This window comes from Streptomyces aurantiogriseus (assembly GCF_014649375.1).
Classification (GTDB): Bacteria; Actinomycetota; Actinomycetes; order Streptomycetales; family Streptomycetaceae; genus Streptomyces; species Streptomyces aurantiogriseus.
This window is the reverse complement of sequence record NZ_BMSX01000001.1, coordinates 114,234-140,085: the sequence shown is the minus strand read 5'-3', so window position 1 is coordinate 140,085 and position 25,852 is coordinate 114,234. Positions and strand designations below refer to the sequence as shown.

26 protein-coding genes and 1 tRNA gene are annotated in these 25,852 nt (G+C 68.9%); 11 read left to right on the top strand and 16 right to left on the bottom strand.

The annotated features are described in order from the left end of the window. Nucleotides 1-18: 18 nt before the first annotated feature. From IE263_RS00625 to IE263_RS00595, 7 genes are all read right to left on the bottom strand, one after another. Nucleotides 19-1,167, bottom strand: coding sequence for a lanthionine synthetase LanC family protein (locus IE263_RS00625; protein ID WP_184905731.1), 1,149 nt, complete (start codon nt 1,165-1,167; stop codon nt 19-21). Next, the gene (locus IE263_RS00620; protein WP_229910724.1) at nt 1,164-4,211 is read right to left on the bottom strand and encodes a lantibiotic dehydratase; all 3,048 of its coding nucleotides are present in this window, start codon (nt 4,209-4,211) and stop codon (nt 1,164-1,166) included. Before IE263_RS00620 ends, IE263_RS00625 begins: the two co-directional genes overlap by 4 nt. 72 nt (nt 4,212-4,283) lie before the next feature. After that, nucleotides 4,284-4,478 (bottom strand): FxLD family lanthipeptide, encoded by a 195-nt coding sequence (locus IE263_RS00615; protein ID WP_184905727.1) that lies wholly within the window; start codon nt 4,476-4,478, stop codon nt 4,284-4,286. Between the two features lie 69 nt (nt 4,479-4,547). Then, nucleotides 4,548-5,795, bottom strand: coding sequence for a methyltransferase, FxLD system (fxlM, locus tag IE263_RS00610; protein ID WP_229910723.1), 1,248 nt, complete (start codon nt 5,793-5,795; stop codon nt 4,548-4,550). Nucleotides 5,796-5,815: 20 nt separating this feature from the next. After that, nucleotides 5,816-5,986, bottom strand: a complete 171-nt coding sequence (locus tag IE263_RS00605) for a hypothetical protein (RefSeq protein WP_184905725.1) — start codon at nt 5,984-5,986, stop codon at nt 5,816-5,818. A 127-nt stretch (nt 5,987-6,113) separates the two neighbouring features. Next, entirely contained in the window at nt 6,114-6,407 is a 294-nt protein-coding gene (locus IE263_RS00600) for a hypothetical protein (protein WP_184905723.1), read from the bottom strand. Between the two features lie 387 nt (nt 6,408-6,794). Next, nucleotides 6,795-7,163, bottom strand: coding sequence for a hypothetical protein (locus IE263_RS00595; RefSeq protein WP_184905721.1), 369 nt, complete (start codon nt 7,161-7,163; stop codon nt 6,795-6,797). Nucleotides 7,164-7,361: 198 nt separating this feature from the next. Between IE263_RS00595 and IE263_RS00590 the strand changes: the two genes are divergently transcribed. From IE263_RS00590 to IE263_RS00575, 4 genes are read left to right on the top strand one after another with little or no spacing between them, the layout of a single operon-like run. Next, nucleotides 7,362-7,781 carry a hypothetical protein gene (locus IE263_RS00590; protein ID WP_184905719.1) on the top strand — a complete coding sequence of 140 codons (420 nt, stop codon included), beginning with the start codon at nt 7,362-7,364 and terminating at the stop codon, nt 7,779-7,781. Then, nucleotides 7,741-8,265 carry a DUF6879 family protein gene (locus tag IE263_RS00585; RefSeq protein ID WP_184905717.1) on the top strand — a complete coding sequence of 175 codons (525 nt, stop codon included), beginning with the start codon at nt 7,741-7,743 and terminating at the stop codon, nt 8,263-8,265. Before IE263_RS00590 ends, IE263_RS00585 begins: the two co-directional genes overlap by 41 nt. 7 nt (nt 8,266-8,272) lie before the next feature. Beyond that, nucleotides 8,273-9,127, top strand: coding sequence for a helix-turn-helix domain-containing protein (locus IE263_RS00580; RefSeq protein WP_184905715.1), 855 nt, complete (start codon nt 8,273-8,275; stop codon nt 9,125-9,127). 20 nt (nt 9,128-9,147) lie between these two features. Further along, nucleotides 9,148-9,321 carry a DUF397 domain-containing protein gene (locus IE263_RS00575; protein ID WP_184906612.1) on the top strand — a complete coding sequence of 58 codons (174 nt, stop codon included), beginning with the start codon at nt 9,148-9,150 and terminating at the stop codon, nt 9,319-9,321. A 364-nt stretch (nt 9,322-9,685) separates the two neighbouring features. Here IE263_RS00575 and IE263_RS00570 read toward each other — a convergent pair whose 3' ends face one another. The 5 genes from IE263_RS00570 to IE263_RS00550 form a co-directional block, all read right to left on the bottom strand. Beyond that, entirely contained in the window at nt 9,686-11,434 is a 1,749-nt protein-coding gene (locus IE263_RS00570; protein ID WP_184905713.1) for a relaxase/mobilization nuclease domain-containing protein, read from the bottom strand. Beyond that, complete coding sequence (locus IE263_RS00565) at nt 11,431-11,772, bottom strand: plasmid mobilization relaxosome protein MobC (RefSeq protein WP_184906611.1); 342 nt, start codon at nt 11,770-11,772, stop codon at nt 11,431-11,433. Before IE263_RS00565 ends, IE263_RS00570 begins: the two co-directional genes overlap by 4 nt. 507 nt (nt 11,773-12,279) lie before the next feature. Next, nucleotides 12,280-13,566 (bottom strand): hypothetical protein, encoded by a 1,287-nt coding sequence (locus IE263_RS00560; protein WP_184905711.1) that lies wholly within the window; start codon nt 13,564-13,566, stop codon nt 12,280-12,282. 90 nt (nt 13,567-13,656) lie between these two features. Next, nucleotides 13,657-14,352 carry an ATP-binding protein gene (locus tag IE263_RS00555; protein WP_184906610.1) on the bottom strand — a complete coding sequence of 232 codons (696 nt, stop codon included), beginning with the start codon at nt 14,350-14,352 and terminating at the stop codon, nt 13,657-13,659. Further along, nucleotides 14,349-15,305, bottom strand: a complete 957-nt coding sequence (locus IE263_RS00550; RefSeq protein WP_184905709.1) for a hypothetical protein — start codon at nt 15,303-15,305, stop codon at nt 14,349-14,351. Before IE263_RS00550 ends, IE263_RS00555 begins: the two co-directional genes overlap by 4 nt. Nucleotides 15,306-15,820: 515 nt before the next feature. Here IE263_RS00550 and IE263_RS00545 point away from each other — a divergent pair. The 5 genes from IE263_RS00545 to IE263_RS00525 all read left to right on the top strand — a co-directional run bounded on the left by IE263_RS00545 (nt 15,821) and on the right by IE263_RS00525 (nt 19,632). Further along, the gene (locus IE263_RS00545; RefSeq protein ID WP_184905707.1) at nt 15,821-16,078 is read left to right on the top strand and encodes a helix-turn-helix domain-containing protein; all 258 of its coding nucleotides are present in this window, start codon (nt 15,821-15,823) and stop codon (nt 16,076-16,078) included. A gap of 142 nt (nt 16,079-16,220) precedes the next feature. Beyond that, nucleotides 16,221-16,433, top strand: coding sequence for an excisionase family DNA-binding protein (locus IE263_RS00540; protein WP_184905705.1), 213 nt, complete (start codon nt 16,221-16,223; stop codon nt 16,431-16,433). Continuing rightward, the gene (locus tag IE263_RS00535) at nt 16,433-17,581 is read left to right on the top strand and encodes a tyrosine-type recombinase/integrase (RefSeq protein ID WP_184905703.1); all 1,149 of its coding nucleotides are present in this window, start codon (nt 16,433-16,435) and stop codon (nt 17,579-17,581) included. The genes IE263_RS00540 and IE263_RS00535 overlap by 1 nt, the downstream gene beginning before the upstream one ends. A 200-nt stretch (nt 17,582-17,781) precedes the next feature. Beyond that, entirely contained in the window at nt 17,782-18,441 is a 660-nt protein-coding gene (locus IE263_RS00530) for a hypothetical protein (protein WP_184905701.1), read from the top strand. Between the two features lie 36 nt (nt 18,442-18,477). Continuing rightward, nucleotides 18,478-19,632: a helix-turn-helix domain-containing protein gene (locus IE263_RS00525; protein WP_184905699.1), complete on the top strand. Its 1,155-nt coding sequence runs from the start codon at nt 18,478-18,480 to the stop codon at nt 19,630-19,632. 400 nt (nt 19,633-20,032) lie between these two features. On the opposite strand, the gene IE263_RS00520 is transcribed toward IE263_RS00525, so the two are convergent. Next, nucleotides 20,033-20,106: transfer RNA gene (locus IE263_RS00520), tRNA-Gly, on the bottom strand. 525 nt (nt 20,107-20,631) lie between these two features. Here IE263_RS00520 and dcd point away from each other — a divergent pair. Both dcd and IE263_RS00510 read left to right on the top strand, forming a co-directional pair. Next, on the top strand, nt 20,632-21,207 hold the full coding sequence (gene dcd / locus IE263_RS00515; RefSeq protein WP_189931115.1) for a dCTP deaminase: 576 nt from the start codon (nt 20,632-20,634) through the stop codon (nt 21,205-21,207). A gap of 23 nt (nt 21,208-21,230) precedes the next feature. Then, nucleotides 21,231-21,740 carry a phosphoribosyltransferase gene (locus IE263_RS00510; protein ID WP_189931114.1) on the top strand — a complete coding sequence of 170 codons (510 nt, stop codon included), beginning with the start codon at nt 21,231-21,233 and terminating at the stop codon, nt 21,738-21,740. 51 nt (nt 21,741-21,791) lie between these two features. Here the strand turns inward: IE263_RS00510 and IE263_RS00505 are convergent, their stop codons facing one another. The 3 genes from IE263_RS00505 to IE263_RS00495 all read right to left on the bottom strand — a co-directional run bounded on the left by IE263_RS00505 (nt 21,792) and on the right by IE263_RS00495 (nt 25,840). Further along, on the bottom strand, nt 21,792-22,112 hold the full coding sequence (locus IE263_RS00505; protein WP_189931112.1) for a GYD domain-containing protein: 321 nt from the start codon (nt 22,110-22,112) through the stop codon (nt 21,792-21,794). Between the two features lie 267 nt (nt 22,113-22,379). After that, on the bottom strand, nt 22,380-23,423 hold the full coding sequence (locus IE263_RS00500; RefSeq protein ID WP_189931110.1) for a Yip1 family protein: 1,044 nt from the start codon (nt 23,421-23,423) through the stop codon (nt 22,380-22,382). Nucleotides 23,424-23,548: 125 nt separating this feature from the next. Further along, the gene (locus tag IE263_RS00495; protein ID WP_189931108.1) at nt 23,549-25,840 is read right to left on the bottom strand and encodes a (Fe-S)-binding protein; all 2,292 of its coding nucleotides are present in this window, start codon (nt 25,838-25,840) and stop codon (nt 23,549-23,551) included. Between the last annotated feature and the right edge of the window lie 12 nt (nt 25,841-25,852).

Genomic DNA, 25,852 nt, shown 5'->3' with positions numbered 1-25,852 from the left:
ATCCTTCAGGTGGCGGGGTCAGATGAGGAGGAGGCAGGCGTCCCAGTCGCTGGTGGGGAGGGTGCCTTCTTGGATGTTCTGGAAGGCGAGGGTTGCGCCGACCGAGCCGTTGAGGAAGCCGGTCTCGGCTGGAGGTTCGGTGGTGAGGAAGCGTTCGGTGAGCTGTGGCAGGTAGTGGACGAAGGCTCGTGGTTCGTCGGCGTCCTGAGTGACGCGTTGGACGAGGCGGAGCAGGCCGCCGAGGCCGTGGCACAGGCCGCGGCTGGTGAGTTGGTTGAGCTGGGTGGGATCGGCAAGGCAGTAGAGGAGTGCTCGTTCGGCCATGCGTTTGCGGTCGGGGTCGTTCAGGGCGAGAGCGGCGAGTTGTTGGGCGCGGGCCAGGCCGGGGGTGCCGTAGCACCAGGAGGGGGCGGCCAGGTGCGGGGGCACGCTGGTGGTGCCGGTGATCCAGCGTGGCCAGCGGGTGCCTCGGTGGTCGTTCACTCGTATCCGGTCCAGCCAGCGGCAGATCCGCAGCATCGCCTTCTCGTGGCCGGGCACGGTGATGCCGCGGAGCTTGGCGAGTGCGAGCAGGGCGAGAGGGCCGGTGATGCCGTGGGCGAGGCCGGCATTGGCGTGGCCGCCAGGGGTGGGAGCACTGAGATTGACGGGACTGTGGCTCACCCACCAGCCCAGGCGGGTGCGCCCGTCGGCGGTGGGGAGTGGCTCGGTCAGGCGTACCAGGTACTCCAGTACGCCCTTCAGTTCGTCGCCCTCGGGGGCGCGGCGCAGGAGGAGGGCGCCGAGGCCGGTCAGGCCGCGCAGGAGGTCGTACTCGGCGAAGGTGGTCGGCTCGCCGCGGTCGATGCGGGCGTGAGCTGCTGCCAGTCGGCGTCGGGTGTGAGCGGCGATGATCCGGTCGAGGGTCTGCAGGGCGCCGAAGTACCGGTTGCTGCCGTCGGCGGTCCAGTGCAGCACGTACGCCATCGCGGGTGCGCCGAGGAACAGGCCCGTCTCGTCGCCGTCCAACAAGGCGCCGACAGAAACGAGTTGCCGGTGGGCGGTCTGCCAGGATCCGGTGCCCTGGCGAGCGCGTTCGACATGGAGCAGTGCAATACCGAGGGAGCCTCGGGCGAGGGACTGCCGGAGGATGGCGTCCGTGTCCAGGGCGGGCGGAGCGGTGGTCACCGCAGGGCTCCTTCTTCTCTTGCGGTCCAGGAAAGGGCAGCGGCGCGGGCCAGGCGGCGGCAGATGGCTTCGGCGTCGGGGGCGATGCCGGCGACCCGGTTGTGGTGCATGTGCAGGAGGGACGGAAGAACCGCGGTGGAGTCGGCACCATGCGCTTCGAGAGCCTGGCGGTAGGCAGTCAGGGCGGTGCGACGCCGGGCCCACGTCATGACCAAGTGCTCACTGTTGGGCAAGGCTCGCAGGGCCCCGCGGTCGGGGCCTGGGGCAGAGAAGCGGACGGCGGCGGAGAGTACGTCGCGGGTGGTGGCTTCGCCGTCGTTCTTCAAGAGGTTCGTCGTAAGCCATGCTTGTCCGTCCGCTGGGGAGCCGAGGAAGGCGTCGGCGATGTCGACGAAGCTGCTGGCGGTGACGGCGGGCCGGAGGCTGTCGGGGATGGGGAGGGCCATCTGTGCGAGGGCGGCGGCGGAGTCTGCGGCGAAGACCTGTTCGGCTGCGGTGAGGGCGGGGCCGGCGCCGTAGCGGCCGGTTTCCGGCTCGTCGGTGTCCCACTGGACGCGTTGGAGCAGGCCCTCCGCGCGCAGCTCACCTGCCCAGGCGGCGACTTGCTGCGCCACGTCACGGAAGGCGTTCGGGTTCGGGAGGCGGAGTCGCAGCCGGAGGTGGCTGTCGGGGTCGTTGTAGCGGGTGAACCACCAGGTCGGTGCGTCGGCGCCCCTGCCGTGGAGGAGGCGCGGGAGGTGCGCGGTCAGCAGTTCGGGTGCACGGTCGGCGTTGCCGTACAGCTTCAGGTAGGCCCACTCGCCAGCGCCGGGCAGGCGGCTGGAGTCATGGCGGACGACGGTTGCAGTGCGGTTGATCGGCGCAGGGGAAAGCGGTTGGTCGGAAGCGAAGGACACGGTGATTTCGTGGGCGCGGCCGACCCAGCCGAACGCCGCCTCGTCGGGCGCTTCGTGCACGGTCACCGTTCCGTGGCGGTCCAGTTCGGCGCGCAGGAGTTGCCGGTGGGCGCTGATGTCGAGGTCGAGGCGGAGCCGTTGGTCGTTGCCGCCGACGTACACGGTGCGGGGCACGCCGTAGCGGATGCGCCAGTCGGTGAAACGGAACATCCAGTCGCGACTGTCGTCGGAGAGGTCGCGTGCGTTCAGCCGCCAGCAGGCGGCGGACAGGATGGTGCGGCCGACGCGGACTTCGGGCAGGAACGGCAGCCGGGCCGCCGCACCCCAGGCGAAGGGGGTGAGGATGGCGGTGTGGGAGCGGTGCAGTTCGGTGACGAAGCGGACGAGGGGATGGGTGGCGCTGCTTAGTTCCACGGCGTTCATGACCGAGGGCTCGACGAGCTGACCGGTGGAGCGGGAGAGCAGGTAGAGGCGTCGGGAGTCGGCGACGATGCCGAGGTCGTCCAGGTCGAGGGTGGCGTCCGGGTTGTGCTCGCCGACCGAGAGGACGTGCGGGACGACGGCCGGGGCGCGGCCGACGTTGCGGGTCGGGATGCGCAGGGGTGGGCTGGACACCTGCCCGCGTACGGCTCCGGCGGCCAGCGTTGGCAGGGCGGCGTACTCGGCGGTCATCCGCTCGCGGTCCGGCTGGTCCAGCATCGTCAGGAAACGGCCCGTCGTCGTGCCGGCCGCGAGGGACAGCCCGGCGGTGACCAGGTCGAACCGGCCGTGCTCCAGGTCCTCCAGTGAGGGGGACAGCACGGTGAAGCACAGTTCGACGTGCGCGGGCAGCTGAGTGGGTTCCCCGAGTGACATGGCCTCGATGTCCTCCTCGGTGAGGACGACTTCGCGCCGATCGTTGAGGGCCGCCGACTGGGCGAGGGCGAGGAGGTGGTCGTCGCGGCGGGAAGTGGCCAGCACCGGCCGCTTCAGGACCGTGCCCCGGTAGCCGACGGGGAAGCCGAGGCCGGTGTCCGGGTCGGTGAGGTCGCGCAGGGGGACGATCAAGCCCATGCTGTAGCGCTCCAGGAACCGCGCGCGGTAGTCCTGCCATGCCGGAGAGCCGTTCGGGTACGGCGAAATGCGGGAGATGACCTCCAGGGCACGCTCTGCCTCGCGCGTGACCGCTGTTGGCAGGACGATGTCGCAGTCGGGGCGCACGTTCACGACCAGGGTGTGGGTGGTGGCGTCGGTGAGGGTGTTCATCCGCGCAGCTGCCTGGATGCGTAGGGCCTGCTGCTCATCCTGGGCAGCGATGTCGTGGAGGGTGAGGAGCTGGTGGATCTTTCGCAGCTTCTCGGCTGTCTCCGCCTTACCTGATGTGGCGGTGGCACCTGTGGCGTCCAGCTGCGCGATGAGATGTCCGAGCGCGTCGTCGCACGTCATGGGGGCGTGGAGGCTCGTCAGCAGGACGCGATGGGCGACGAGGCTGGACACCATGTCCTCGATCACCGCAGTCGGCGTATCCGGGTAGTCGCCGTGGAGTTTGGCCACGAGGTCGCCGACCGTGATCGGCGTACGGGCCAAGGTGAGCACCGTTTCCACGGCTCGGGTTCGTCGCAGTGTGGTGTCGGTGGGGCCATTCGTGCCGGACTGGTGCGGTACTGCCACCCGATTGCCCCGTACCGTGCAGGTCGGATCTGCCATCACGGGCAGGCGTCGCAGCACCTCCCGGTTGCCTTCCAGGGTGGTGATGGCGGCGTTCAACCACTCGGCATCGGCCCGGGCGAAAGCACCGTGCTCCTTCCCCCATGTCACCCGAGCCGTACCGCCGATGTTCACGGGGGCGGGGCCGGCGAACAGCCCGAACGGTGTGGCGCGGTGCTGCATGCGCAGCAGGTAGCGGGCGAGCGAGGCTGCGGTGCGCCGGACGGTGCGCGGCCGTTGCCGCTCTCCGTTGAGCACGTCGCGGATGGCGGCGGCGAGGAGCGGCGCGGCGAACTCGATGGCGCCAGCCCGGGTGTCGTCCGCCCAGACCTGGGAGATCCAGTCGCGCCGGCGTTCGACGTCGGCGGGGGCTTCCCCATCCAGGTCGGGCCAAGGAGGAAGCGTCGCTGCCAGCGGGAAGACTGATGCGCGGATCATGCTTGCGTCGATTGCGTGGTACATCGCTGTGCCTCCTTCTTCGTCACGGTGGTGCGCGGGGCCGGGCGCATCGGATGTCGCCCGGCCCCTGGTGGGTCAGCCGCCGATGCAGGTGCTGTTGGTGCAGGCGGACTGGCAGGTGGAGGTGCAGTTGTCGCTGGTGTCGTTCAGCAGCGAGCCGATGACCGGGGCGGATGCGAGGGTCTCGATGTTGAGGTCGAAGTCCGACCTGGTGTTGGTGCTGTAGTCGGTCGCGGCCTTCAACGTTGACGTGGGGTTCTGCGGTGCCATCACGTACTCCTCACGGGAAAGGCGGGTGGGATGTGCTGTGCTGGCCTGGCCGTGGCGCCGCCGACGGCGTCACGGCCAGGTGATCGTGACCCTGGTGTGGGGCCGGTCGACGAGCCGGCCTGCGGGAAGCCGGTCGTCCGGCGTACCCGCCGGGTGGACCTCGATGTGCGCACGGTGGGTCCGGTGGTCGCTGTGCCAGATCTGGATCTCCTCCACCAGACGGTCCGCGACCTTCTGTCCCTGCGGCCCGTGGCCGATCGCCCCGAGCTCGTACCGGTCGGGGTCGTCGGTGGGGCGCGCGGTGCGGTAGGCGAAGCTGTCTCCGCCCACCAGCGTGGGGACGCCGATCGGCGACGCGGAGCCGACCAGACCACGCTTCCGTGCGCCGATCTTGGCAGCCATCAAGGGGAGGTTGTCGAGGGCGGTGGTCAGCCACAGGTCCAGGTGCTCGGTGGACTCGTCGCCGGCCACGGTGACGCCCGACCATGCCTCGACACGGGGCATGCCCAAGGCCACCCGCAGGGACGCGGCGTCGGGCTCGGGATGTCCGTCGAGGCGGAGGGCGATCTCCTCCTCTTCCACGTCGTGGAGCAATACCAGGCGCACACGGTTCTCCCCAACGCCCTGCATCGGCACGAACCCGCACAGCTCGAACCCGTCACTGACGAGCCGCTCCCTGTCGCGGACGAACGCCACCGTGCGGGTCATGCCGCGCATCCGCAGCGGCACCACGAGCCGACCACCCTCCTTCAGCTGGTGGACCCAGGCGGGCGGGATGTCGGCGGCCTGCACGGTGACGACGATGCGGTCGTACGGGGCGTGGCCGGCTACGCCATGCTCGCCGTCGGCTGTGATCACGGTAACGATCCGGTCGTAGCCGGTTGCCTTGAGGAACTCCTCGGCACGCTGGGTGACGTCGTGGTCGATGTCCATCGTGACGACGCGGCCCTGCTTGCCCACCATCTCGGCCAGGTAGGCCGCGTTCACCCCGCCGGAGCCGATCTCCAGGACGTTCATCCCCGGCTGGATGTCCGCCTGCTCGATCTGCATGGCCTGGATGCGCGGGGCGGACACCGAGCTGATGTTCACGCCCGTCGCATCCGTCTTCGTGACCGGGGCGAACTCGGCCTCGTAGGTCTTGGCCATGTCCACTTCGGGGGTGGCTAGGTGCCGGGGTACCGAACGGAACGCGGCCACGACGCGGCCACTGCGCGCGGCCCCCAGTTCGATCAGCCGCTCCACCATGGCATCGCGCATCTGCTGTTCGGATGCGGGGGCGTTGTGCTTCTCGGACGTTGGGGCGGGAGTGTCATTCACAAGCATTCTCCTTCTCGGCACTACGTCGTCTTCTTGAACTGGGCCAGCCTGTCTGCGGTGTTGTCGGCCAGGTCAGCGGCGAGTTCGCGCACGTCAAGGGGAAGGCGCTCGTCCTTACTGGCATTGATTCCGGCGCCGACAGCGCCGATCAGGTCGAACAACGTGTCGTCGTCTGGTTCCTCGGTAGCCAAGGCGGCTCTCTCTTCTTGTGGCGGTGCTGCCCGTTCCCGCTGTGACCTGTCCTTCTGAGGTCGGGGATACCTCCAGCTCGAACAGCGGGAGCGGGGTTGAAGGCCCACCCAGGACGCGGCCGTTCTCCTACGCGACGTGGGCGGGCGGTCTGTTGAGTGGCACCTTGGTGGGCCACTGGCTGAGGGGGATGGGCTGTGCGGGAGCCGGGGCATTCCGCTGGCGGGCGGCGCGCTCGCTCATCGTCCAGTGGAGCTGTTCGAGCCTGAAGACGCACCACTGGCAGGCGCAGAGGGGAAGCACCGTGCCCGCCACCGTGATCTCGCCGACCTCGGCCACGGGGACGTTCGTCTGCTCGCACCTGAAGCAGCTGCCGTTCGCCCAGTCGAAACGGCTCCACAACTCTCCTGGCCTCACCCCCATGGCGGGCCTCCTCCCGGGAGATGGAGATGGGGCATCGGGTTGCCGCCGACGAGGGGCAGAAAGGCGACGGGGCGCGCATGCCACACGAAGGAGTACGGCCCCGCTGCGAGCGGCAGCGTGAAATCCAAACCCTGTTGAAGAGCTGAGGCAGCGTCCCGCCAGCTCTGGGCACGTCGGTCCACGAGAAGGTCGATGAAGGCCGGCTCAGCGGCCGAGGCGATGACACGGACTTGAATGCGTGCCCATCGGACAGCCGAGGCGGCGGTCGGCTGTGCGGCACAGCTGATGCGCCGCCCGTCCGCGTGACGCCACTCGCACCAGAACCCGGACTCAGGCTCGCAGACGGCGCGTGCCGGCGTGGGAGAGACGTGAAGGAGCACGGGGTGATCAGGGCGCATGGCTGCCTGCCTCCGGGCAGACCCACAGCAGCCGACGGGTAAGACTGGCGACGTCGCGCATATAGAAGAAGGCGCTGAAGGCCGGCGTCTCCTTCGTAGGACGCGCTGACAGCTCCAGCAGCTTGTTCGCCCGGCTGACCAGACTCCTAATGTCGGGGTCCTCGTCCGCGCCCAGGTCCACGCCGAGAAGCCGGTTCAGCTGCTCGATGACGGCCGTGGTCCTGATGTCGATGCTCTCGCGGGTGGAGGTGCCCAGCTTCATCCTCAGGGCGGCGTCGGTGCTGTCCGCGATCAGCTCCGTGTCGATGGGCTGCTTGTCGACGGCTGGAGCCTTGCGTCTGTCCGTCACGGTGCTCACCACGCATCTCCCCTCGGTACCGCAACCTGCAGCGACTGCCTCGGTTGCTCGGGTTCGGAGACGAACGTAGAGCGGCGGTACCCCAAGCCCCAAGAAGATTGCGCGAGTTTGCAGCAAGCTGATTGACGGCCCACAACGGCCCATCGACCATCGTCATGTCGCGCAAACCCAAGCAAGGCAGCAGACAGGAGAACGACCATGAAGCTACGGTTCCTTGGTAAGAACTCCACGGTCGGCGACTGTCCGACCCTGTACGCCACGGACCGGGACACCTACCTCGTCCAGGGCTGGAAGATCTTCGCGAACGACCTGCTGATGCAGCTTGAGATCCCGGAGGGGGAGACGGCGGTGGAGGTGCCCACAGAGCTGTTCGAGCACCTCACCAAGGACGGCCTGGCGGCCGGGGAGATCAGGCGCGTCGAGGATCCGATCATGATCCTGACGCCGAGCGGTACGTTCGTAGTCCAGGGCCGCGAGGTGACCGCCCCCGAGGCGCTGGCCCAGATGGAGATTCCGGATTACGAGACCGTGGTCGAGGTCCCCAAGGCCGCGATCACCGCCCTACTGGAGGAACCGCGTGGAGCTGATCTCCAGCGCCAAGCGCAACCAGCTCTTTGAGAGCTTCGCGCAGGACGCATTCCATCTGGAGCTGAGGGACGACTACTCCGTCCCCGACGAGGACAGCCCGTTCACGAGCTGGCTCAGCGGCGAGACCGTCGACTACTCCTACATGGACCCCTGGACGCGGCTCATCAGGCGCGTCACGGGTGAAGGGAAAACCGTCCGACGCGTCCGAGTGGTCACCGAGCCGCACACCCCCTACATCCAGTGGGAGCACGCCACCACCGCTCTGAACGAGGAGGCCGGCGAGGAGATCCGCTGGCTGCCCCGGCACCGCCTGTCGGAGGACGTCACATTCCCCGTGGGAGGCAACGACTGGTGGCTGTACGACGACCGCCTGCTCGCCGTGGGCCACTTCGACTCCGACGGCCATGTGCTCGGGTCGGAACTGATCGAGGACCCGGACACCGTGGCCGAGTGCGTACGCCTACGGGACCTGCTGTGGTCCGCCGCCATCCCGCACCCCGAGTACAAGCCCTGACCGACCCGTGAGCACCCAAGTACAAGAGGCACTGCAAGCGCTCGGTGCCCGGCTGCGCGGCTTCCGCAAGGATGCCGGTTTCGCCAGCGGCCGGGCATTCGCGCGTGCCACTGCGTGGCAGGAGTCGAAGGTCTCCCGCATCGAGAACGGCAAGCAGCGCCCCAGCGAGGACGACATCCGCGTCTGGTGCGAGACGACCGGCCAAGGCGACCAGCTCGGCGATCTGGTCGCGATCGTCCGCCATGTCGACGAGCTGTGGCTCGAATGGCGTCGGCAACTCCAGACCGGCGTCGAGAAACGACAGCGCCAAGCCATCCCGGTCTATGCCAAGACCAAGGTCTTCCGCATCTGGCACCCCACACTCATCTGGGGAACGCTCCAGACCGCAGACTACGCCGCCGAGGTCTTCCAACAGGGCGTCAGCTACTACGAGATACCCAACGACACCGAAGCGGCCGTGGCGAAGAGACTCGAACGCCAGCAGTACCTGTACCAGGGCGAACGCATCTTCAACGTCCTCCTCGGCGAACAGGCCCTCTACACCAACTTCGGCGGCCCGGAGGTGATGAAGGGGCAGCTCGACCGTCTGCTGGCGGTGATGAGGCTGCCGCGCCTCAGCCTGGGCATCGTCCCCAAGTCCGCCCCCACCTTCATATGGCCGGGCAACGCGTTCTCGATGTTCGACAGCCGACTCGTCCTCGTCGAGACCTACTCGGCGGAGTTCTCCGTCTCCCAGCCCCGCGAAATCGAGCTGTACACCAAGGCGTTCGCCCTCCTGAAGCAGTCAGCGGTCTACGGCACCGCCGTCCGAGACCTCATCTTCACGGCGATCCAGCACTACGACCAGATCCCGAACGACTAGGAGAGCGCCCCGTGCAGCCGATGACCCCCAACTGGCGAACCAGCTCTTACACAGAGACGCAGAACTGCGTTGAAGTGGCCGACAGCGACCCTGAGCACGTGCTGGTTCGGGACACGAAGGTGCGCGGGCGGGGAATGCTGGCCGTCCAGCGAGGCAGCTGGGCGGCATTCGTCGAGTACGCCAAGGAAGCGTAGCGCTGTCTGCCTTCCTTACGTTGACCGCGAGATTCCCAGCTGTTCACTCAGGAAACGGGACGGGCGAAAGCGGCGGCGCTCAACCGACGGGTGACGCCTTCGGTGTAGACCCCATGCCTGATCACCTCCCGGGCGGCGCCCGCCGTCCCCAAGGGCACCGCGGGCGCCGAGAACACCGACTGGTGCTCCGCGTATGACAAGTTCCCACCCCCGTGTCTCCTGGCGGTCGGCCACGATGATCAGCGGCGGACACAGAGGGGCATCGTCGTCGGGCACAGGGATCACCGCCATACCGCAAACCCGTACAAGCCGCGCACGGAGGCGCCCGGGTCGAACATTGACCGAAACGCCTCCGTGCAGCGGGTTACCTGCGGTGTCCCTGCGGTGCGCCGCCTTGACCGGGAAGCCGAGCGGCGCCCGGAGACGAGGCCGGCGGGCTGTGGCGCGCGGGCCGAGTGGACGGTGTTTCGGCCGCGTCGGCGGGCAGGTCGGCGATGCGGCGCAGGCGCCAGACAAGGACGTCGCTGACCGACCCGGCGGTGTCCAGTTCGCGGTGGGCGACGGCCTCGGTCAGCAGCTCCTGTGGGTTGTGGCCGGCCTGGTAGACGTGGGTCAGGGTGGCGGCCAAGGCGGGCCAGCCCGGTTCGCTCACCACCGCCTCGGCGATCTCGGGCGTTGTGGCGCGGAGGAGGGCGGCGGCCCAGTCGCGTACGGGGTCGACCAGGCTCAGACCCTGGTTGCGCAGGCGGGCTATGGGCTCCTCGGCGGCAGCAGCGTAGGCGGCGCGCAGGTGGGCGGCGGCCTGGCGGGCAGCCTCAGCCTGCTGCGCGTGGTGACGCTGGGCGTGCCAGTGAGCGGCGGCGGTGGCGAGGAAGAACAGGGTGTCGATCAGCATCGCCGTGGTCGCGCCGTCCTCCCCTCGGCCCAGCGCTGGGCCGCTGTAACGGAGGTCGCGAGCGGCTCGGCGCAGGGCCTGGGCATGCCGGTACTCGGCACGGGTGTGAGAGCGCGTGGCCCGCTCGAACGCCCAGGCCGCGTCACGCAGTTGCTGGCGGGTGTGAGCTGCGCTGGTCTGGGCGAGCGTGTCCAGCATCTCACCGGCGGCGGCGATGCGGGCCGCCGCGGCGCCGTCGCCGTCCTGGTCGAAGGTGACCAGGACGGTCCAGGCGGCGCGGGTGGCCGAGCGCCGGGCGGCGGCCGGAGCCGACACAGCTCCACGCGAGCGGGCGGCCGACCGACGTGTAGCCGTTTCCTGCTCGTCCCCGTGGGCGTCGTGGGTGGTGGGGAAGCGTTCGCGGATGCGGGGCAGGGAGAGGTCGGGGGCGAGCGTGGAGCCTGCGTAGTAGATGGGCTCGCCGTCGTCGTTCACGTCGCCGGGCAGGGCGACCTTGTAGCCGAGCAGATCCCCGGACGGCGCGACGCGCTGGTGGATCAGGAGCCCGGCGGCCTTGAGCCGGGCGAAGAACTCCGCCTCGCTCGCGGCGCCGGCCACCGCTTGGCGGACGGTCTCGTGCAGCTCTTCGCGCGCGGGGCGGTCGCGGCCCTGGCGGTCCGCCTTGTGGCGTTCGGCGCTTGTGGGGCGCTTGGCGGCGGTGCCGTCCCCGGGCGCGACTCGGCGCAGGTTGTAGTCGGCTTCGATGCGGCGGCATTCGGTCTGGGCGCGGCGGGCCTCGTTGTGCAGGCGGGGCCGGCGGCCGTCGTCGCGGACCAGGGTGGCGATGATGTGGATGTGGTCGTCGGCGTGGCGGACGGCCGCCCAACGGCATGCCTGATCGTCGCCGTCGGGGGCGATGCCGGTGGCGGCGACCATGCGGCGGGCGATGGCCGCCCAGTCCTCGTCGGACAGGATCGGGTCCTCCGGGGCGGCCCGCACGGACAGATGCCACACGTGCTTCTCGGGGCGCTTGCCGGCGGGCAGGGCGTTGACGGGCTGGTCGAGCAGGCGCTGCAGCTGCTCGTAGGTGGCCTTCGGGTCGCGGCCGGGGTCGGGGGTGAGCGGGTCGAAGGCGGCCACCAGGTGCGGGTCGATGTGCTCCTCTTCGGTGCCGGGGCCGTAGAGGTAGCGGATCAGCCCGATCGTCTCGCTGCCGCGATCGTGGATGCTGGGGATCACTCAGGGGCACCGCCGTCGCGGTGGGCGAGCAGGGCATCGGCGGCGTCCTCCATGCGGCGGGCGGCGTTGCCGACGGCCTTGGCCACGGCCTCCAGGTGGGGTGCGTCGGCGCCGGAGTTGAGGGCCTTGGCGACCTGGTTGAACAGGCCGTGGATGCGGCCCAGGTGGCGGCGGGCGGCGAACAGCTCGTTGATGACTTCCCGTTCGGTGGCGATCTCGGCGGCGGTGCGAGTCAGGTCACGAGCGGCTTTGTCCGCGGCGTAGGCGAGGAAGGCGGCGATGGGCATGTCGCAGTGGGCGGCGGCGTCGGTCAGGCGTTTGAACTCGTCGTCGTTCATGCGGCAGCTGGGCTGCTTCAAGCGCTTGCGCTCTTTTGGCTGACGCGCACGCTGACGTTTCTTCGCGAGGGATTCGGCCTGCTTCCCTCCCGGCTGCGGTCCGCCCTCGGTCGTAGCCTGACGGTCCGGTGCCCCCTGGCACCGGTCCGTTCCCGCCACCCCCGGGGCGGGGACACCGGGAGCATTGCTCCCGGTACAACTTGCTGGCCCTGTGGGGCTGATGGTGTCGGTGTGGCTCTGGTGCTTGGTGGGTTGGTCGTCGTGCTGGTCGTGCAAGGAACGTATCTCCATGGCGTTGTGCGGTATGTGGTCGTAGAGCCCAGGAAGCAGCGATGTTCATCGCCCGGAAGGAGCGGTGAGGAGGCGCCTCGGCGTGGATGACTGGGCTGTTGGCGTACCCGAGTTGAGCTCGCAGTGTGGTACGAGAGCGGCGGCGAACTTCATCTGGCGGAGCGCCCGACATCGGCGTCGGGCATTCCGCCAACGCCGGGCGTTCCGCCATGGCGTTCATCGGGCAGTGGCGGTGTTGTTGGCGGATTCGAGTTCCGCCGTGGCGGCCGTGGCGACTTCCTTGGCGCGGTCCTTCTGGATCGTGTAGCCCTGGGCCCTGACCTTGTCCTCCAGGGTGGTGCGGGGGACCGTGCCGAGTTCGGCGCCGATGGCGCGGGCCATTGCCCACAGCACCTCGTCGGGAACGGTGGTCTTGCGCCCGCCCGGCTTGGGATTCGCCTTGGTCAGTGGCGGCGGGGCGATGGCGGTCTTCGCCCCCGGCTCAAGTACGTCGGCCCTGGCGGAAGGTGCGGCGGTAGCGCCGTCCGGTCTTTCTTGGCGGACTTGGCGGCTCGGCTTGTCTGCCCGTCCCGCTCCCGTGCTCTGCGGACGGGCGAGCGTGGCGTCGGCCAAGGTGCCGGCGGTAGGGGCGGGCCAGCGCGTGGGCAGGGTGATGGCGGCCAGGGCGAGGGCTTGCTGGCGAGTGGCGAGCTTGCGCAGCAGCAGCTCGTCCTGACGCTCGTCGCGGTCGACGTCGGCCTGCTCCAGTGCCTGGTGCAGGCGGCGGGTGAGGCGACGGCCTCGCCACTTGGTGCGCTTCTCGGGCTTCATGGCTTCTGCCCGGAGGATCAGGGTGACGGCCCGGTCGAGGGCACGCTCGCGGATGATCCGGGCGGCATCCGCGTCCCGGTCAGCGATGCCGAGCCGTGCCAGCAGCCGCTCGCGTATCTGCCGGGCGAGGACGGCGGCCAGGCTGCGGGAGTCGGCGTGCGGGCTGCGGTTGCGCAGTTCGATGCCCATGGCCAGGTGCCACAGCATCGCCGCCAGGACCGGGCCGACGAAGGCCCGCACGGTTCCGCCGACCAGCCCGGACTCGGCGTAGGCGGGCACGATCTGCACGCCGGTGATCACCCAGGTGAGGGTGCCGGGCAGGCCGGGCGCCTGCTTCGGGCCGTTGAGGTTCGTCCGGGCGAGCAGGGCGGTGGCGAACAGGGCGAGCTCGGCGGCGGCGAACATCGCGGCGCGCTCGACGGTGCCGCCCATGTCGAGGTAGTCGGCGGCGAAGCGCCAGCTGGTGTCCGCGCTGTAGGCGGTGCAGCCGATCGCGGCGACGGCGGCGATCGGGATGGCGGCGGTGTCACGGAGCCGTTCGGCTCCCGGCTTTCGTCGGCGTCGGCGCCAGGCGACGGACAGCGCGGCGACGAGGAGCAGGACCGCGATGGCCGCAGGCGCGGCGATCCACGGCGGCAGGACGGGTGTGCCGATGTCGACGGCGCCGATGAGCGTGGTGGTGCCAGGTGTCATGCAGAGGCTCTCCAAGGGGCCCGCACATTTGAGGGCAGGCGGAAGCGCGGGCGGGCGATGCGAGACGGTGGGGAAGGGAGCGCTGGCCGGTCAGACGGCGGGCGCGGTACGGCGCCGATCCGGCCCGGTGAGGATGACGCGTTCGGTCATCTCGGCGAGGCGGGAGGCGACACGGTCGCCGAGCGCGGTGCGCAGCTCGGCGGTGGGCAGGTTGGTGGTGATGAGGGTGGGGAGCATGTGCTCGTACCGGTGGTTGATCAGCCGGTAGGTGAGCTCCTCGGTCCACTCGCTGGTTTTGGCCGCGCCGAGGTCGTCCAGGAGCAGCAGCGGGCATCGGGCGAGTGTCTGGAGCTCCCGTTCGCCGTCGTGACCGGCGCGGGGGCGGAGCCGAGCGTGCAGGTCTGCGGAGGTGGTGGCTTCCCAGCGCAGGCGGACGCCTCTGGTGAGCAGGGCACGGACGGCGCCGTACGCCTGGTGGGTCTTGCCGGTGCCGGTGGGGCCGACGATCAGTAGCGACGGGCCCTCGGCGATGCCCGGACCTCCGGGCCCGGGGCGTCCTGCTCCGGCGATGTGGTCGGCCCAGTCGGTGATCTGAGGGTGGTCGGCCAGGGCGCGGCGGTAGCGGGCGGGTATACGGGCGTCCGCAAGCTCCAGTGCCGTGACGGGCTCCGCCGGCGGTTCCTCGGCTGTGACACCGGGGTCGATACCGCGGCTGGCCAGGATGGTGTTGAGCCGGTTGGCAAGCGGGCCGACGTGGTGGGGCTCGCGGGTGAGGGTGGCGGTCAGAGGTCACCTCCGTAGGCGGCGTCGACATCGGTGGGGTTCGTCCACGGCCTGTGGACAACCGCCGCCGTGGGTGTGGCGTTCATGGCCTCGTGCACGAGGCTCGGCAGGGTGCTGGGGTGCAGTCCCTTGGCCCGGTGCCGTTCGAGCCCGGCTCGGATGTGGGCGGGGTCGATGCCCTCGCCGAGCAGCTTGTGCACCTCCCGGCCGAGATGGCCCAGGACGTCCTTGGGCGGGCGGTGGGCACAGGCGGCGGCGTACTCGGCGATGAGCTGTTGAGCCGAGACGGTGTCGGGTGCGGGGGCGCTTGCGCCCCCCGAAGGGGTATCTCCTAGATCCATGGTCCTAGGTCCTAGATCCGTACCGTGAGACGTCACCGCAGGCTCACGCACACTTCCGTGAGTCTTCCCTGATGACTCCCGGAACCGGTCCTGACCTGTAGTTTTTTCGTCGCGGTCCGGATTCAGTGCGGGCTCGTGCGGTTGCCGCGCATCCTCACCGCCTCCTCCGTGAGGGCTCCGTGCTTCCTCCCGGAGGGCTGGGCGCGATGCCGGTATCACCGCCTCAGTGACGCCGACCGCCTCCGCACTGTGCGCAGTGCCAGCCCGGGTGTCGTGGATCGGACAGTCGGGGAGACGGCTCTTGCTCGCCCGGTTGATCTTCTGATGCCGGCGCCAGGTGACGACATGCAGGTACCGCTTGTCGTCGGGTCCCCTGTAGCGGCAGATCAGCCCGGCGTCGGCGAGCTGGGCGAGGTCCGTCTCGACATCGGTTGGGGTGTGTTCCGGGCGCAGGACCCACAGCTGCCCGGCGATGATCGCGGCGTGGTCGCGATGGCGGCCCTGGTCGTCGGCCTGGGTGAGCAGGCCGAAGAAGGTGCGCTCGGCGGTCAGGGAGACGGCGGCCAGGGACTCGGAGACGAAGGCTTCCGGCTTGATGGTGCGGATTCGTGCCAAGAGCGGGGCATTCCTCACTCGGTGGCCGATGGGCGGGCACCCATGGCTCACCGTCGGTTGGGGCGGTAAGGGCTGAGGAGCAGGGGGAGTTGCCGGTCTTCGGCGCGGGCGCGCTGAAGACCGATCGCGTTTTCCGGGGGGTGTCGTCAACATAGCCACACCGAGGCCACGCAAGTCCAGCTCGATCCGGCGCTATCTCTCACGGCAGAAAGGCCGCAGGAAATCACGTTGGATGGCGAGCGGGAGCAAAACCGTAGGGCACGATCGCCGGTTGACCAAATAGTTGTCCTGCCGACCGAGCCAGAAGCATCACATCGGGAAGCCGTTGACCTGCTGGCGACGGGCAAGCTACAACACAACACCCCACGTCAGAGGCGCATCCAGATGCGCGCGAAGGGCGCGCGCCCTGGATATGGGGGATGGAAATACCGCCCTGCCCGCCGTCCGAGCAGGGCGCAACATAGCCGACGATCGCCGGTTAACCAAACCGGCGAATGCAAGCTACAACTGGAGTCATGCCCGCACGCTCATTGGAAATCGGGCCCGCAGGAATACGGGCGGCCCGCACCATCGAAATCCTCCGCACCCAACGCGGCTTGTCGCAACGCCAGCTCGCCGGCCGCGTGACCGCGCTCGGCCACCCGATGTCCAACACCATGCTGTCCCGCATCGAACGCGCCCAGCGCCGATGCGACGTTGACGACCTCATCGCGATCGCCGAGGCGCTTCACGTTTCAGCCCTCGTGCTCCTGCGCGGCGGGCCCGCGGCCTGAACGCCGAACCGCCCGCCACACCGAGGCTCGTATCCCCTACCGCTCCAGAGTGAGGACCCACCGCCCTTGCGTCGACCCGCAATATCCCCTGCCCCTGCCCCTGCTCGGACCCAGCGCCCCGGCCCGAAGGAGGTGATAGCGAATGGCTGACCGCCTCCTGACGGTGGCCGAGGCCGCCGAGCAACTCGGCACGGGCGAGCGCTTCGTCCGCCGCCTGGTCGCCGAACGCCGCATCCGCTTCGTCAAGCTCGGGCGCCCGGTCCGTATCCCCGAAAGCGCCGTCGCCGAGTACGTCGAGGCTCGCACCGTGGAGCCGGTTCGCCGTATCCGTGCCCGCTACGGGAAGGCGGCCTGATGGCGCGACGCAAGCCGCAGCGGCGGCGCGAGTTCGGCACAACACGCAAGCTCCCTTCCGGTCGATGGCAGGCCCGCTACCTGGGTCCGGACGGGCAGCGGTACACCGCGCCGGAGACGTTCGACACCAAGAGCGACGCGCAGGAATGGCTCAACCTCACCCGCGCCGACATCGAACGTAACCACTGGCGCGACCCGGACGCCGGCGCGGTGAACTTCGAGAAGTACGCGCTGCGTTGGATGGAGGAGCGTGGCCTGGCCCCGACCACCGTCGACCGCTACGACGGCCTGCTGCGCCTGCACATCCTGCCGACCTTCGGCGGCAAGGACCTGGACGAGATCACCCCGCCCTCCATCCGCACATGGCGGGCCGAGCGCCTGAGGGCGACCGGTGCCACCACGGTCGCCAAGTCGTACCGTCTGCTGAAGGCCATCCTGCAGACGGCGGTCGACGACGACCTGCTGCCCAACAACCCGTGCCGCATCAAGGGCGCAGGCAAGGAGGAGGCTGACGAACGTCCCACCGCCACCGTCGAGCAGGTCTTCGACCTCGCCGACGCCATGGGCCCGCGCTGGCGCCTGATGGTCCTGCTCGGCGCTTTCGCCTCCCTCCGCCCCGAGGAGCTGGCCGAACTGCGGCGTCGCAGTGTCGATCTCGACGAATGCTCCCTGCGCGTCACACAGGCTTCCCCGGAGCTGACCAACGGCAGGCGCGTCACTGGCGATCCCAAGACTCGGGCGGGCAAGCGCACCGTATACCTGCCGGACTTCCTGAAGCCCGAGCTGCGCCGCCACCTGCAGTGGTTCGCCGAGAAGGAGCTGGACGGCCTCCTGTTCGTGGGCGAGAAGGGAGCGCCCTTCCGCCGCTCGACCTTCGGCCGCAAGTGGCGCAAGGCCAGGACCAAGGTCGGCATGCCGGACAACTTCCGCTTCTACGACCTCCGCCACACCGGCAACACCTTGGCCGCCGACACCGGCGCCAAGCTGAAGGACCTCATGGTCCGCGCCGGCCAGTCCTCGGAGCGGGCCCAGCTGATCTACCAGCACTCGACGGCGAAGCACCAGCGGAAGCTGGCCCAGGGCATCGATGCTGAGGTGCGCGCACAGCTCCATGAAGCGGCGGCACAGCAGAGTGCCCGCGAAGCGTAAGTCGCTGCTGCCCACGCACGGGATCCGGCCGACTCGGCCGGATCCCGTGTTGCCTGAGCTGGCGGTTTCCGGGAGCACGAGGCCCGTCGCATGCCAGGAACATGGATGGCGATGCCACTGACCAGCATTATTTCTTGATTTCCTCCCTCATATGAGGGAGGATTTCCGGAAGTCGAGTGGGGTGCGTCGAGAGGCTGGCCATGACTGTCGTGCACGCGGAGGGCCTCCCGGCCCGTGATCGGCTCGCCGAGCTGGGGCTGTCCGTCGAGCGGATAGAGGATGCCCTGCGCCGAGCCGAGTCGGAGCGCAACTTCTGCACGCCGCTGGACCCGGTGTCCCTGCCCGGCAACATCTTCTGGGGCCGCACGATCCGCTTCCTGAGGGAGACGTACATCCCGTATGGGTGGACCAGCGCCAGCCCCAGCAACGTTCCACTGCTCGTCGCGCCCTCCGGCGAATTCGCGATCACGGCTTCCAGCGGCAGCCCGGAGACCGGATACGCGGCACTCACGCCCTCCACCCGCTACGCGAAGGGCAACGCGGTGATGAAGCGAGTGGAGGCGAACCGGCAGTTGTTGCTGTTCGGCGAGGCTGAGGCGGAGCCTGAGCGGCAGGACGCCGGAGACGGCATCCCGACCTGGTTTCTGCTCTACCACCACTCGAAGACCGATCAGGGCACACGACTCCACGCGGAACTGTCGTTTCCGAACGACACCGGCAGTCGTGGCAAGATCAGCAGTTGGTACGAGCGGATCATCCTCCCCTGGATCGACTTCGAGGGCGGCTTCACTCCGTTCGCCGACGATGACGATGATGACGGCGACGGCGGCATCGACATCCCGATCGAGCGTCTGTCCTGATCGCCCTGCCCCCGACCTCCCCACTTGGCTCCTCCCATGACCACCGCATCCCGGCTAGTCCTGGCGCGCAAGCGCCGAGGGCTGACCGTCACCCGACTCGCCCAGATGGCCGGCCTGACGTCACGCAGGCTGTCCGACTTCGAGAACGGACGTGCCACTCCCAGCCCTCCGTCGCTTGAGGCGATCGCGACAGCGCTGGAGTTCCCCCCTTCCTTCTTCAACGCCGAGGAGGTCGCCGAGCTGACCGTTGACTCGGTCAGCTTCCGTGCCCTGAGCAAGATGACCGCCTCCCAGCGGGACATCGCCCTCAGCTCCGGACGGTTGGCGCGTGCGCTGCAGGACTGGATGGGTGCGCACTTCCGCCTGCCCGCCCCCGACATCCCGTCGCTCACCTCGTTCAGCCGCCTGGGCTCGGATGAGGACGAGATTCCCCATCCAGGGGAGGCGGCAGGCACGGATGTCCCAGCGGAGGAAGCTGCCTCCCTGGTGCGCGCCCGCTGGGGACTCGGGAACGCACCGATCCCGAACGTGGTGCACCTGTTGGAGGCGCACGGCGTGCGCATCTTCTCCCTCTCCAGGGACTGTCCCGAGGTCGACGCATTCTCCTTCTGGGACCGGGGGATCCCATTCGTCCTGCTGAGCACCGAGAAGACCGCGGAACGCGGGCGCTTCGACGCCGCCCACGAACTCGGACACCTCGTCCTGCACGGCGAGGAGCAGATGCCGCACGGCCCACAGGCCGAGGCGGAAGCACACCGGTTCGCAGCCGCATTCCTCATGCCGCGGGCGGACGTCCTCGCCCACGCGCCGCATGGCGCGAGCACGAGTTGGGTCCTCCAGGCCAAGCGCCGTTGGAAGGTCGCCGCCATGGCGCTCGCGCACCGGCTGCACGAACTGGGCCTGACCACCGAATGGCAGTACCGCACCCACTGCGTGGAACTCGGCCGTCTCGGCTACCGCAAGTCGGAGCCTCGGAGCGGAGTCGCCCGAGAGACCTCCCAGGTGCTGGGCAAGGTGTTCACTGCCCTGCGCACCGAAGGGACGCGGCCTGCCGACGTGGCCCGCGAGCTTCATCTCCGGCCCGCCGATCTCAATGACCTGATCTTCGGGCTCGTTGTCACCGCGCAGGAGGGGGAGGCGCAACGGCACGGCGGTGGGCACAAACGGCCGCAGCTGTCCGTGGTCCGCTGACATGCCGACCGGTGAGATCGAGGATCGCATCTGCGGCCTTCTCGCCGGCCTCGGCGTGGACCCCAGCACGTGACACCTGCTACGGCTGTGCGCCTCCCCGCGCCGCAGCCTGGCGACCAGGCGGTGTTCGGGGGAGCCGCTGGCGGAGCGCCGCGCACGCCTCATTGTGAACTGCCCCTTTGCGTAAGCGACTTCGCAGGAACGCCATGCGGCAGTGGCGCAGGTCACACAAAATGCGTCTCGCCATTTGAGACGCTTGAGGGTTGAGTCACTCAAAGAGGCCCGCAGATACCCCCGAAGTGGTCATTTGACCTCGACTTAGGGCACACGGAGGGCACGAAGCCTCCAAAATGGTCTAGACAACTAACAAACCCCAGGCCGCTGACCTGGGGTTTCTCTCTGGAGCGGGTGACGAGAATCGAACTCGCGCTCTCAGCTTGGGAAGCTGATGTTCTACCATTAAACTACACCCGCGTAAGACGCCAGTTGGAAGCTGATTCCGACCGGTGTCTGATCGCCCCGTAACTCTACCCCATCCCAGACCCCCGGCGCTGAAGCCGTGGGGTCTGAGTCTGTTTCGGGGGGTGGGATCCGGCTGCGGGGGGCCGGAGTTGGGGCGTACGGTGGAGGGGTGGGAGAGGCTCCGGGAGGGGACGGAGTGCCGCCTGGAGGGCCGTCCCGCTCGTCCCGTAATGTGGCGTTTGTCGTCACGCATCCCAGTCAGACGTGACGCGGCTCTTGGGGAAGGGACTCTAGGACTTGATGGAGCGCACCGTCGTCCGTTGTGCCGATGGGCACGTGTTCAGCACCGCTTCGTTCCCGATGCAGCAGGCCGAGCGACTCGGCCCCGGGCGGCTCGTCCGGTGTCCTCGGTGTGCCCGGCTCCGCAGTGCGGTGCCGGTGGTGCTCGAGAAGCGGTAGCGGCGAGGAGAGAAACGGCCTGGCGCGCGGAGTCGTCCTGATTGTGGCGGGTCCGCGCGCCTTGCGTATCCTCGGGGCGTGCTTCTCTCTGACAAGGACATCCGGGCCGAGATCGACGCCGGGCGGGTGCGGATCGATCCCTACGACGAATCCATGGTGCAGCCGTCGAGCATCGACGTGCGTCTCGACCGCTTCTTCCGGGTGTTCGAGAATCACCGTTATCCCCATATCGACCCTTCCATCGAGCAGGCGGATCTGACCCGGCTCGTGGAGCCGGAGGGGGACGAGCCGTTCATCCTCCACCCCGGGGAGTTCGTCCTCGCCTCCACCTACGAGGTCATCACCCTCCCCGACGATCTTGCCTCGCGGCTCGAGGGCAAGAGCTCGCTCGGGCGGCTCGGGCTCGTCACCCACTCCACCGCCGGGTTCATCGACCCCGGCTTCTCCGGGCACGTCACCCTGGAGCTCTCCAACCTCGCCACCCTGCCGATCAAGCTCTGGCCCGGTATGAAGATCGGCCAGCTGTGCATGTTCCGGCTGAGCTCGCCCGCCGAGTACTCCTACGGCAGCGAGCGGTACGGCTCCCGGTATCAGGGCCAGCGGGGGCCGACCGCCTCCCGGTCCTTCCTCAACTTCCATCGGACGCAGGTGTGAGCACGGGGACGAGTGACGCCGGCATGAGCGACATACGGGAGAACCTCACCTACGAGCGGTTCGGCGTCGCCGTGCGCGAACTCGCGCAGACCATCGCCGACGACGGCTACGAGCCCGACATCGTGCTCTCCATCGCCCGCGGCGGCGTCTTCATCGCCGGCGGGCTCGCCTACGCCCTCGACTGCAAGAACCTTCATCTGGTCAACGTCGAGTTCTATACCGGCGTCGGCACCACCCTCGAGATGCCCGTCATGCTCGCCCCCGTTCCCAACCTCATCGACTTCTCCGACAAGAAGGTCCTGATCACCGACGACGTCGCCGACACCGGCAGGACGCTCAAGCTGGTCCGCGACTTCTGCCTCGACACGGTCGCCGAGGTCCGCAGCGCCGTCATCTATGAGAAGTCCCACTCGCTCGTGAAGTGCGAGTACGTGTGGAAGCGCACCGACGACTGGATCAACTTCCCGTGGAGCGTCCTGCCTCCGGTGAGCAGGTCGGGAGAGCCGGCCAAGCCGAACAGGGAAGCGCTCTGACTCCGGAGGGCAAGGTGCTCCGGGGAGCAGATGTGCCCCCGGCTCCCGGGTTCACCTGCCGGGGGCGCGGAATGTGACCTGCCGGCGGGTGGCCTCGTCGATCTCGTCGAGGGTGAGGAGGGGCGTGGCCCGGGTGCGGAGGGCTCCGCTGGCCTTGACGGTGAGGCTGACGGCGGCCATGGAGACCGGGTCGGGGAAGTCGACGATGAGCACGATGTCGTCCTCCCCGAAGGCGAAGTACATGGCCTCGACCTGCCCGCCGAGGTCGGTGACGACCTGGTCGACGGCGGCGCGGCGGCCACTCGCGCCCTCCTTGAGCAGCCCCTTGGTGCCCTCGGGCGTGTAGGTGGCCTGGATGAGGAACTTCGGCATGGGATGCTTCCTGCCCGTCGCTTGTCCGGTTTGCAGAATGGCCTTCCCGCTGACGCGTCGGCCGCTCCTCACGGAACAGCCGGATTCACTCGATGGAAGCCGAACCGACGGTCAGCCGGGCAGCGACGGACGAAGGGACCTTCACAGGTGACCTTCACAGGTGACCTTCCCGGCACAACCAAGGGCTCCCGGCTGACACCGGGAGCCCTTCTCGTCGTGGACGACGACGCTTACTGCCCTGGAACCTGCCCCTGGAACAACCTGCCCCTAGAACGTCCCCAGCTTCACGATCGACAGCAGCGCGATCAGCTGGATCGCCGACGCTCCCAGTGCCTTCGGCCACGGCAGGTCGTGGGAGCGGCTGACCATGAGGGTGAGGAGGGCGCCGGCGGCGACCCAGGTGGCCCAGCCGAGGACCTGGACGAAGGAGGCGTCGCCGCCGAGGAACATGGCGACGATCAGGCGGGGGGCGTCCGTGAGGGACATGATCAGCATGGAGAGGCCGACCGTGGGCTGCCAGGCGCCGTCGCCGCCGAGCTGGCGGGCGAGGGTGTGGGTGACGACGCCGAGGATGAAGGAGCTCAGCACCATCGCGACGGCCGTCGTCAGGACGATCGGGATCGCGTTGGACAGCGTGGCGTTTATCGCGTCCGTGCGCGTGTCGTCGAAGCCGAAGACCGCGAGCAGGCCGTAGAGGAAGGTGACGATGAGGGCGGGGCCCCACATCGTGTAGTCCCGCATCTGGAGGAAGGTCTGCTTGGGGGACAGGACGACGCCCTTCAGCAGCTCCTTCCAGTGCAGACGCGGGCCGATCGGGCCCGACGGGGCCGCGGAGCCGGCGTGGTAGGTCCCGCCCTGGTTGTACTGCTGGTGGTCGTCGATCGAGAACGCCTGTGTGTGCCCCGGGTTGTTCGCGGCGTACGGGTCATGGGCGCCCGGTCCGGGGGCGTACGGGTCGTCGCCGCCGAAGTACTCCGGTTCGTCGCCCTGACGGCCGTAGCCGCCGCCCTGGCCGCCGCCGTTCGCCGGGGGCCACTGCCCGCTGCCGCCGCCGTACGGGGGCTGCCGGCCGCCGGGGTACTGCGGCCGCTGCTGCGGGTACGGGTGCTGCGCCGGCGGGTAGCCGTGCGACGGCCCCTGGGGCGCCTGCTGCCCGTACGGAGGGTCTTGGGGTCGCGTCTGCGGGGCGCGGCCGTCCCGGCCGCCGCGTCCGATCCTGAATCCAGCCACGTCATCGAACGTACCTGGTCCCGAAGAGTGACGGGCGGGGCCGGGGCGTTCGCGCACGGCTTTGCGGCCGAGCTGTGACATCCCTTAAGGGCAGACCCGTACGACTCCTGGGGGACGTCCGTACGCCGACGCCCCCCTGTCCGCGTGGGACAGGGGGGCGTCTCAAGTCACCGCCGGCGCCGGTCACTTCACCGGCTGACCTCCGGTCACTTCACGGGCTGCGGCTCCGGCTCGCTCTCCGTCTCCGACGTTCCGGCCGGGGGCTCGTCCTCGACCGGGGTCTTGACCGACTCCAGCAGGAGCTGGGCGACGTCGACGACCTGGATGGACTCCTTGGCCTTGCCCTCGTTCTTCTTGCCGTTGACCGAGTCCGTGAGCATCACCAGGCAGAACGGGCAGGCGGTCGAGACGATGTCGGGGTTCAGCGACAGGGCCTCGTCGACGCGCTCGTTGTTGATGCGCTTGCCGATCCGCTCCTCCATCCACATGCGCGCACCACCGGCGCCGCAGCAGAAGCCGCGCTCCTTGTGGCGGTGCATCTCCTCGTTCCGGAGGCCCGGGACGTTGGCGATGATCTCGCGCGGAGGCGTGTAGATCTTGTTGTGGCGGCCCAGGTAGCAGGGGTCGTGGTACGTGATGATGCCCTCGACCGGGGTGACCGGGATCAGCTTGCCCTCGTCCACCAGGTGCTGGAGCAGCTGGGTGTGGTGGATGACCTCGTAGTCGCCGCCGAGCTGCGGGTACTCGTTGCCGATCGTGTTGAGGCAGTGCGGGCAGGTGGCGACGATCTTCTTGGCCGACTTGGGCTTGCGGGACTCCTCCGTCACCTTGCCGTCGTCGTCCATCTCCTCGCCGAACGCCATGTTCAGGGCCATGACGTTCTCCATGCCGAGCTCCTGGAACAGGGGCTCGTTGCCGAGACGACGGGCCGAGTCGCCCGTGCACTTCTCGTCGCCGCCCATGATCGCGAACTTGACGCCCGCGATGTGGAGCAGTTCGGCGAAGGCCTTCGTGGTCTTCTTGGCGCGGTCCTCGAGGGCGCCCGCGCAGCCGACCCAGTACAGGTACTCGACCTCGGACAGGTCCTCGATGTCCTTGCCGACGACCGGCACCTCGAAGTCGACTTCCTTCGTCCACTCCAGGCGCTGTTTCTTGGCCAGGCCCCAGGGGTTGCCCTTCTTCTCCAGGTTCTTGAGCATCGTGCCCGCCTCGGAGGGGAAGCTGGACTCGATCATGACCTGGTAGCGGCGCATGTCGACGATGTGGTCGACGTGCTCGATGTCCACGGGGCACTGCTCGACGCAGGCGCCGCAGGTGGTGCAGGACCACAGGACGTCCGGGTCGATGACGCCGTTCTCCTCGGCGGTGCCGATCAGCGGGCGCTCGGCCTCGGCCAGGGCGGCGGCCGGCACGTCCTTCAGCTGCTCCTCGGACGCCTTCTCCTCGCCCTCCATCGTCTTGCCGCCGCCGGCCAGCAGGTAGGGCGCCTTGGCGTGGGCGTGGTCGCGCAGCGACATGATCAGCAGCTTGGGAGAGAGCGGCTTGCCGGTGTTCCAGGCGGGGCACTGCGACTGGCAGCGGCCGCACTCGGTGCAGGTGGAGAAGTCCAGCAGGCCCTTCCAGGAGAACTGCTCGACCTGGGAGACGCCGAAGACGTCGTCGTCACCGGGGTCGGTGAAGTCGATCGGCTTGCCGCCGGAGGTCATCGGCTGGAGCGCGCCGAGGGCCGTCCCGCCGGTCGCCTCGCGCTTGAACCAGATGTTCGGGAAGGCCAGGAAGCGGTGCCAGGCGACACCCATGTTGGTGTTCAGGCTGACCGTGATCATCCAGATCATGGTCGTGCCCAGCTTGATCATCGCGAAGACGTAGACCAGGTTCTGCAGCGCGGTCACGCTCAGGCCCTTGAAGGCCAGGATCAGCGGGTACGACGCGAAGTACGCGGCCTCGTAGTGCTCCACGTGGTGCAGCGCGCCCTCGAGGCCGCGCAGGACGTAGATGGCCAGGCCGATGGTGAAGATGACGTACTCGACGAAGTACGCCTGGCCCATCTTCGAGCCGGCGAAGCGGGACTTGCGGCCGGGGCGCGAGGGCAGGTTCAGCAGGCGGATGACCATCAGCGTGACGATGCCGAGGGTGGTCATCGCGGCGATGAACTCGATGTACAGCTCGTACGGCAGGAAGCCGCCGATGACCGGCAGCGTCCAGTCGGCCTGGAAGAGCTGGCCGTACGCGGTGATGATCGTCGGCGGCAGCGTCAGGAAGCCGATGGCCACGAACCAGTGGGCGATACCGACGATGCCCCATCGGTTCATGCGCGTGTGGCCGAGGAACTCGCGTACGAGCGTCACGCTGCGCTGGTAGGGGTTGTCGGTCCGGGTGCCCGCCGGAACCGGCTGGCCCAGCTTGAAGTACCGGACGAACTGGCCGATGGCGCGGGCGAGCAGGGCGACGCCGACCACGGTCAGGGCCAGCGACACGATGATCGCGGCGAGTTGCATGGGGGCTCCTCG

Bases quoted from the DNA above. Each gene is read 5' to 3' on its own strand.
- IE263_RS00575 (WP_184906612.1), top strand. From the start codon at position 9,148: ATGACCCCCAACTGGCGAACCAGCTCTTACACAGAGACGCAGAACTGC.
- IE263_RS00620 (WP_229910724.1), bottom strand. From the start codon at position 4,211: ATGTACCACGCAATCGACGCAAGCATGATCCGCGCATCAGTCTTCCCG.
- IE263_RS00540 (WP_184905705.1), top strand. From the start codon at position 16,221: ATGGCTGACCGCCTCCTGACGGTGGCCGAGGCCGCCGAGCAACTCGGC.
- IE263_RS00615 (WP_184905727.1), bottom strand. From the start codon at position 4,478: ATGGCACCGCAGAACCCCACGTCAACGTTGAAGGCCGCGACCGACTAC.
- IE263_RS00530 (WP_184905701.1), top strand. From the start codon at position 17,782: ATGACTGTCGTGCACGCGGAGGGCCTCCCGGCCCGTGATCGGCTCGCC.
- IE263_RS00525 (WP_184905699.1), top strand. From the start codon at position 18,478: ATGACCACCGCATCCCGGCTAGTCCTGGCGCGCAAGCGCCGAGGGCTG.
- IE263_RS00495 (WP_189931108.1), bottom strand. From the start codon at position 25,840: ATGCAACTCGCCGCGATCATCGTGTCGCTGGCCCTGACCGTGGTCGGC.
- IE263_RS00510 (WP_189931114.1), top strand. From the start codon at position 21,231: ATGAGCGACATACGGGAGAACCTCACCTACGAGCGGTTCGGCGTCGCC.
- IE263_RS00565 (WP_184906611.1), bottom strand. From the start codon at position 11,772: ATGAACGACGACGAGTTCAAACGCCTGACCGACGCCGCCGCCCACTGC.
- IE263_RS00600 (WP_184905723.1), bottom strand. From the start codon at position 6,407: ATGGGGGTGAGGCCAGGAGAGTTGTGGAGCCGTTTCGACTGGGCGAAC.
- IE263_RS00505 (WP_189931112.1), bottom strand. From the start codon at position 22,112: ATGCCGAAGTTCCTCATCCAGGCCACCTACACGCCCGAGGGCACCAAG.
- IE263_RS00590 (WP_184905719.1), top strand. From the start codon at position 7,362: ATGAAGCTACGGTTCCTTGGTAAGAACTCCACGGTCGGCGACTGTCCG.
- IE263_RS00535 (WP_184905703.1), top strand. From the start codon at position 16,433: ATGGCGCGACGCAAGCCGCAGCGGCGGCGCGAGTTCGGCACAACACGC.
- IE263_RS00500 (WP_189931110.1), bottom strand. From the start codon at position 23,423: ATGTCACAGCTCGGCCGCAAAGCCGTGCGCGAACGCCCCGGCCCCGCC.
- IE263_RS00545 (WP_184905707.1), top strand. From the start codon at position 15,821: ATGCCCGCACGCTCATTGGAAATCGGGCCCGCAGGAATACGGGCGGCC.
- IE263_RS00560 (WP_184905711.1), bottom strand. From the start codon at position 13,566: ATGACACCTGGCACCACCACGCTCATCGGCGCCGTCGACATCGGCACA.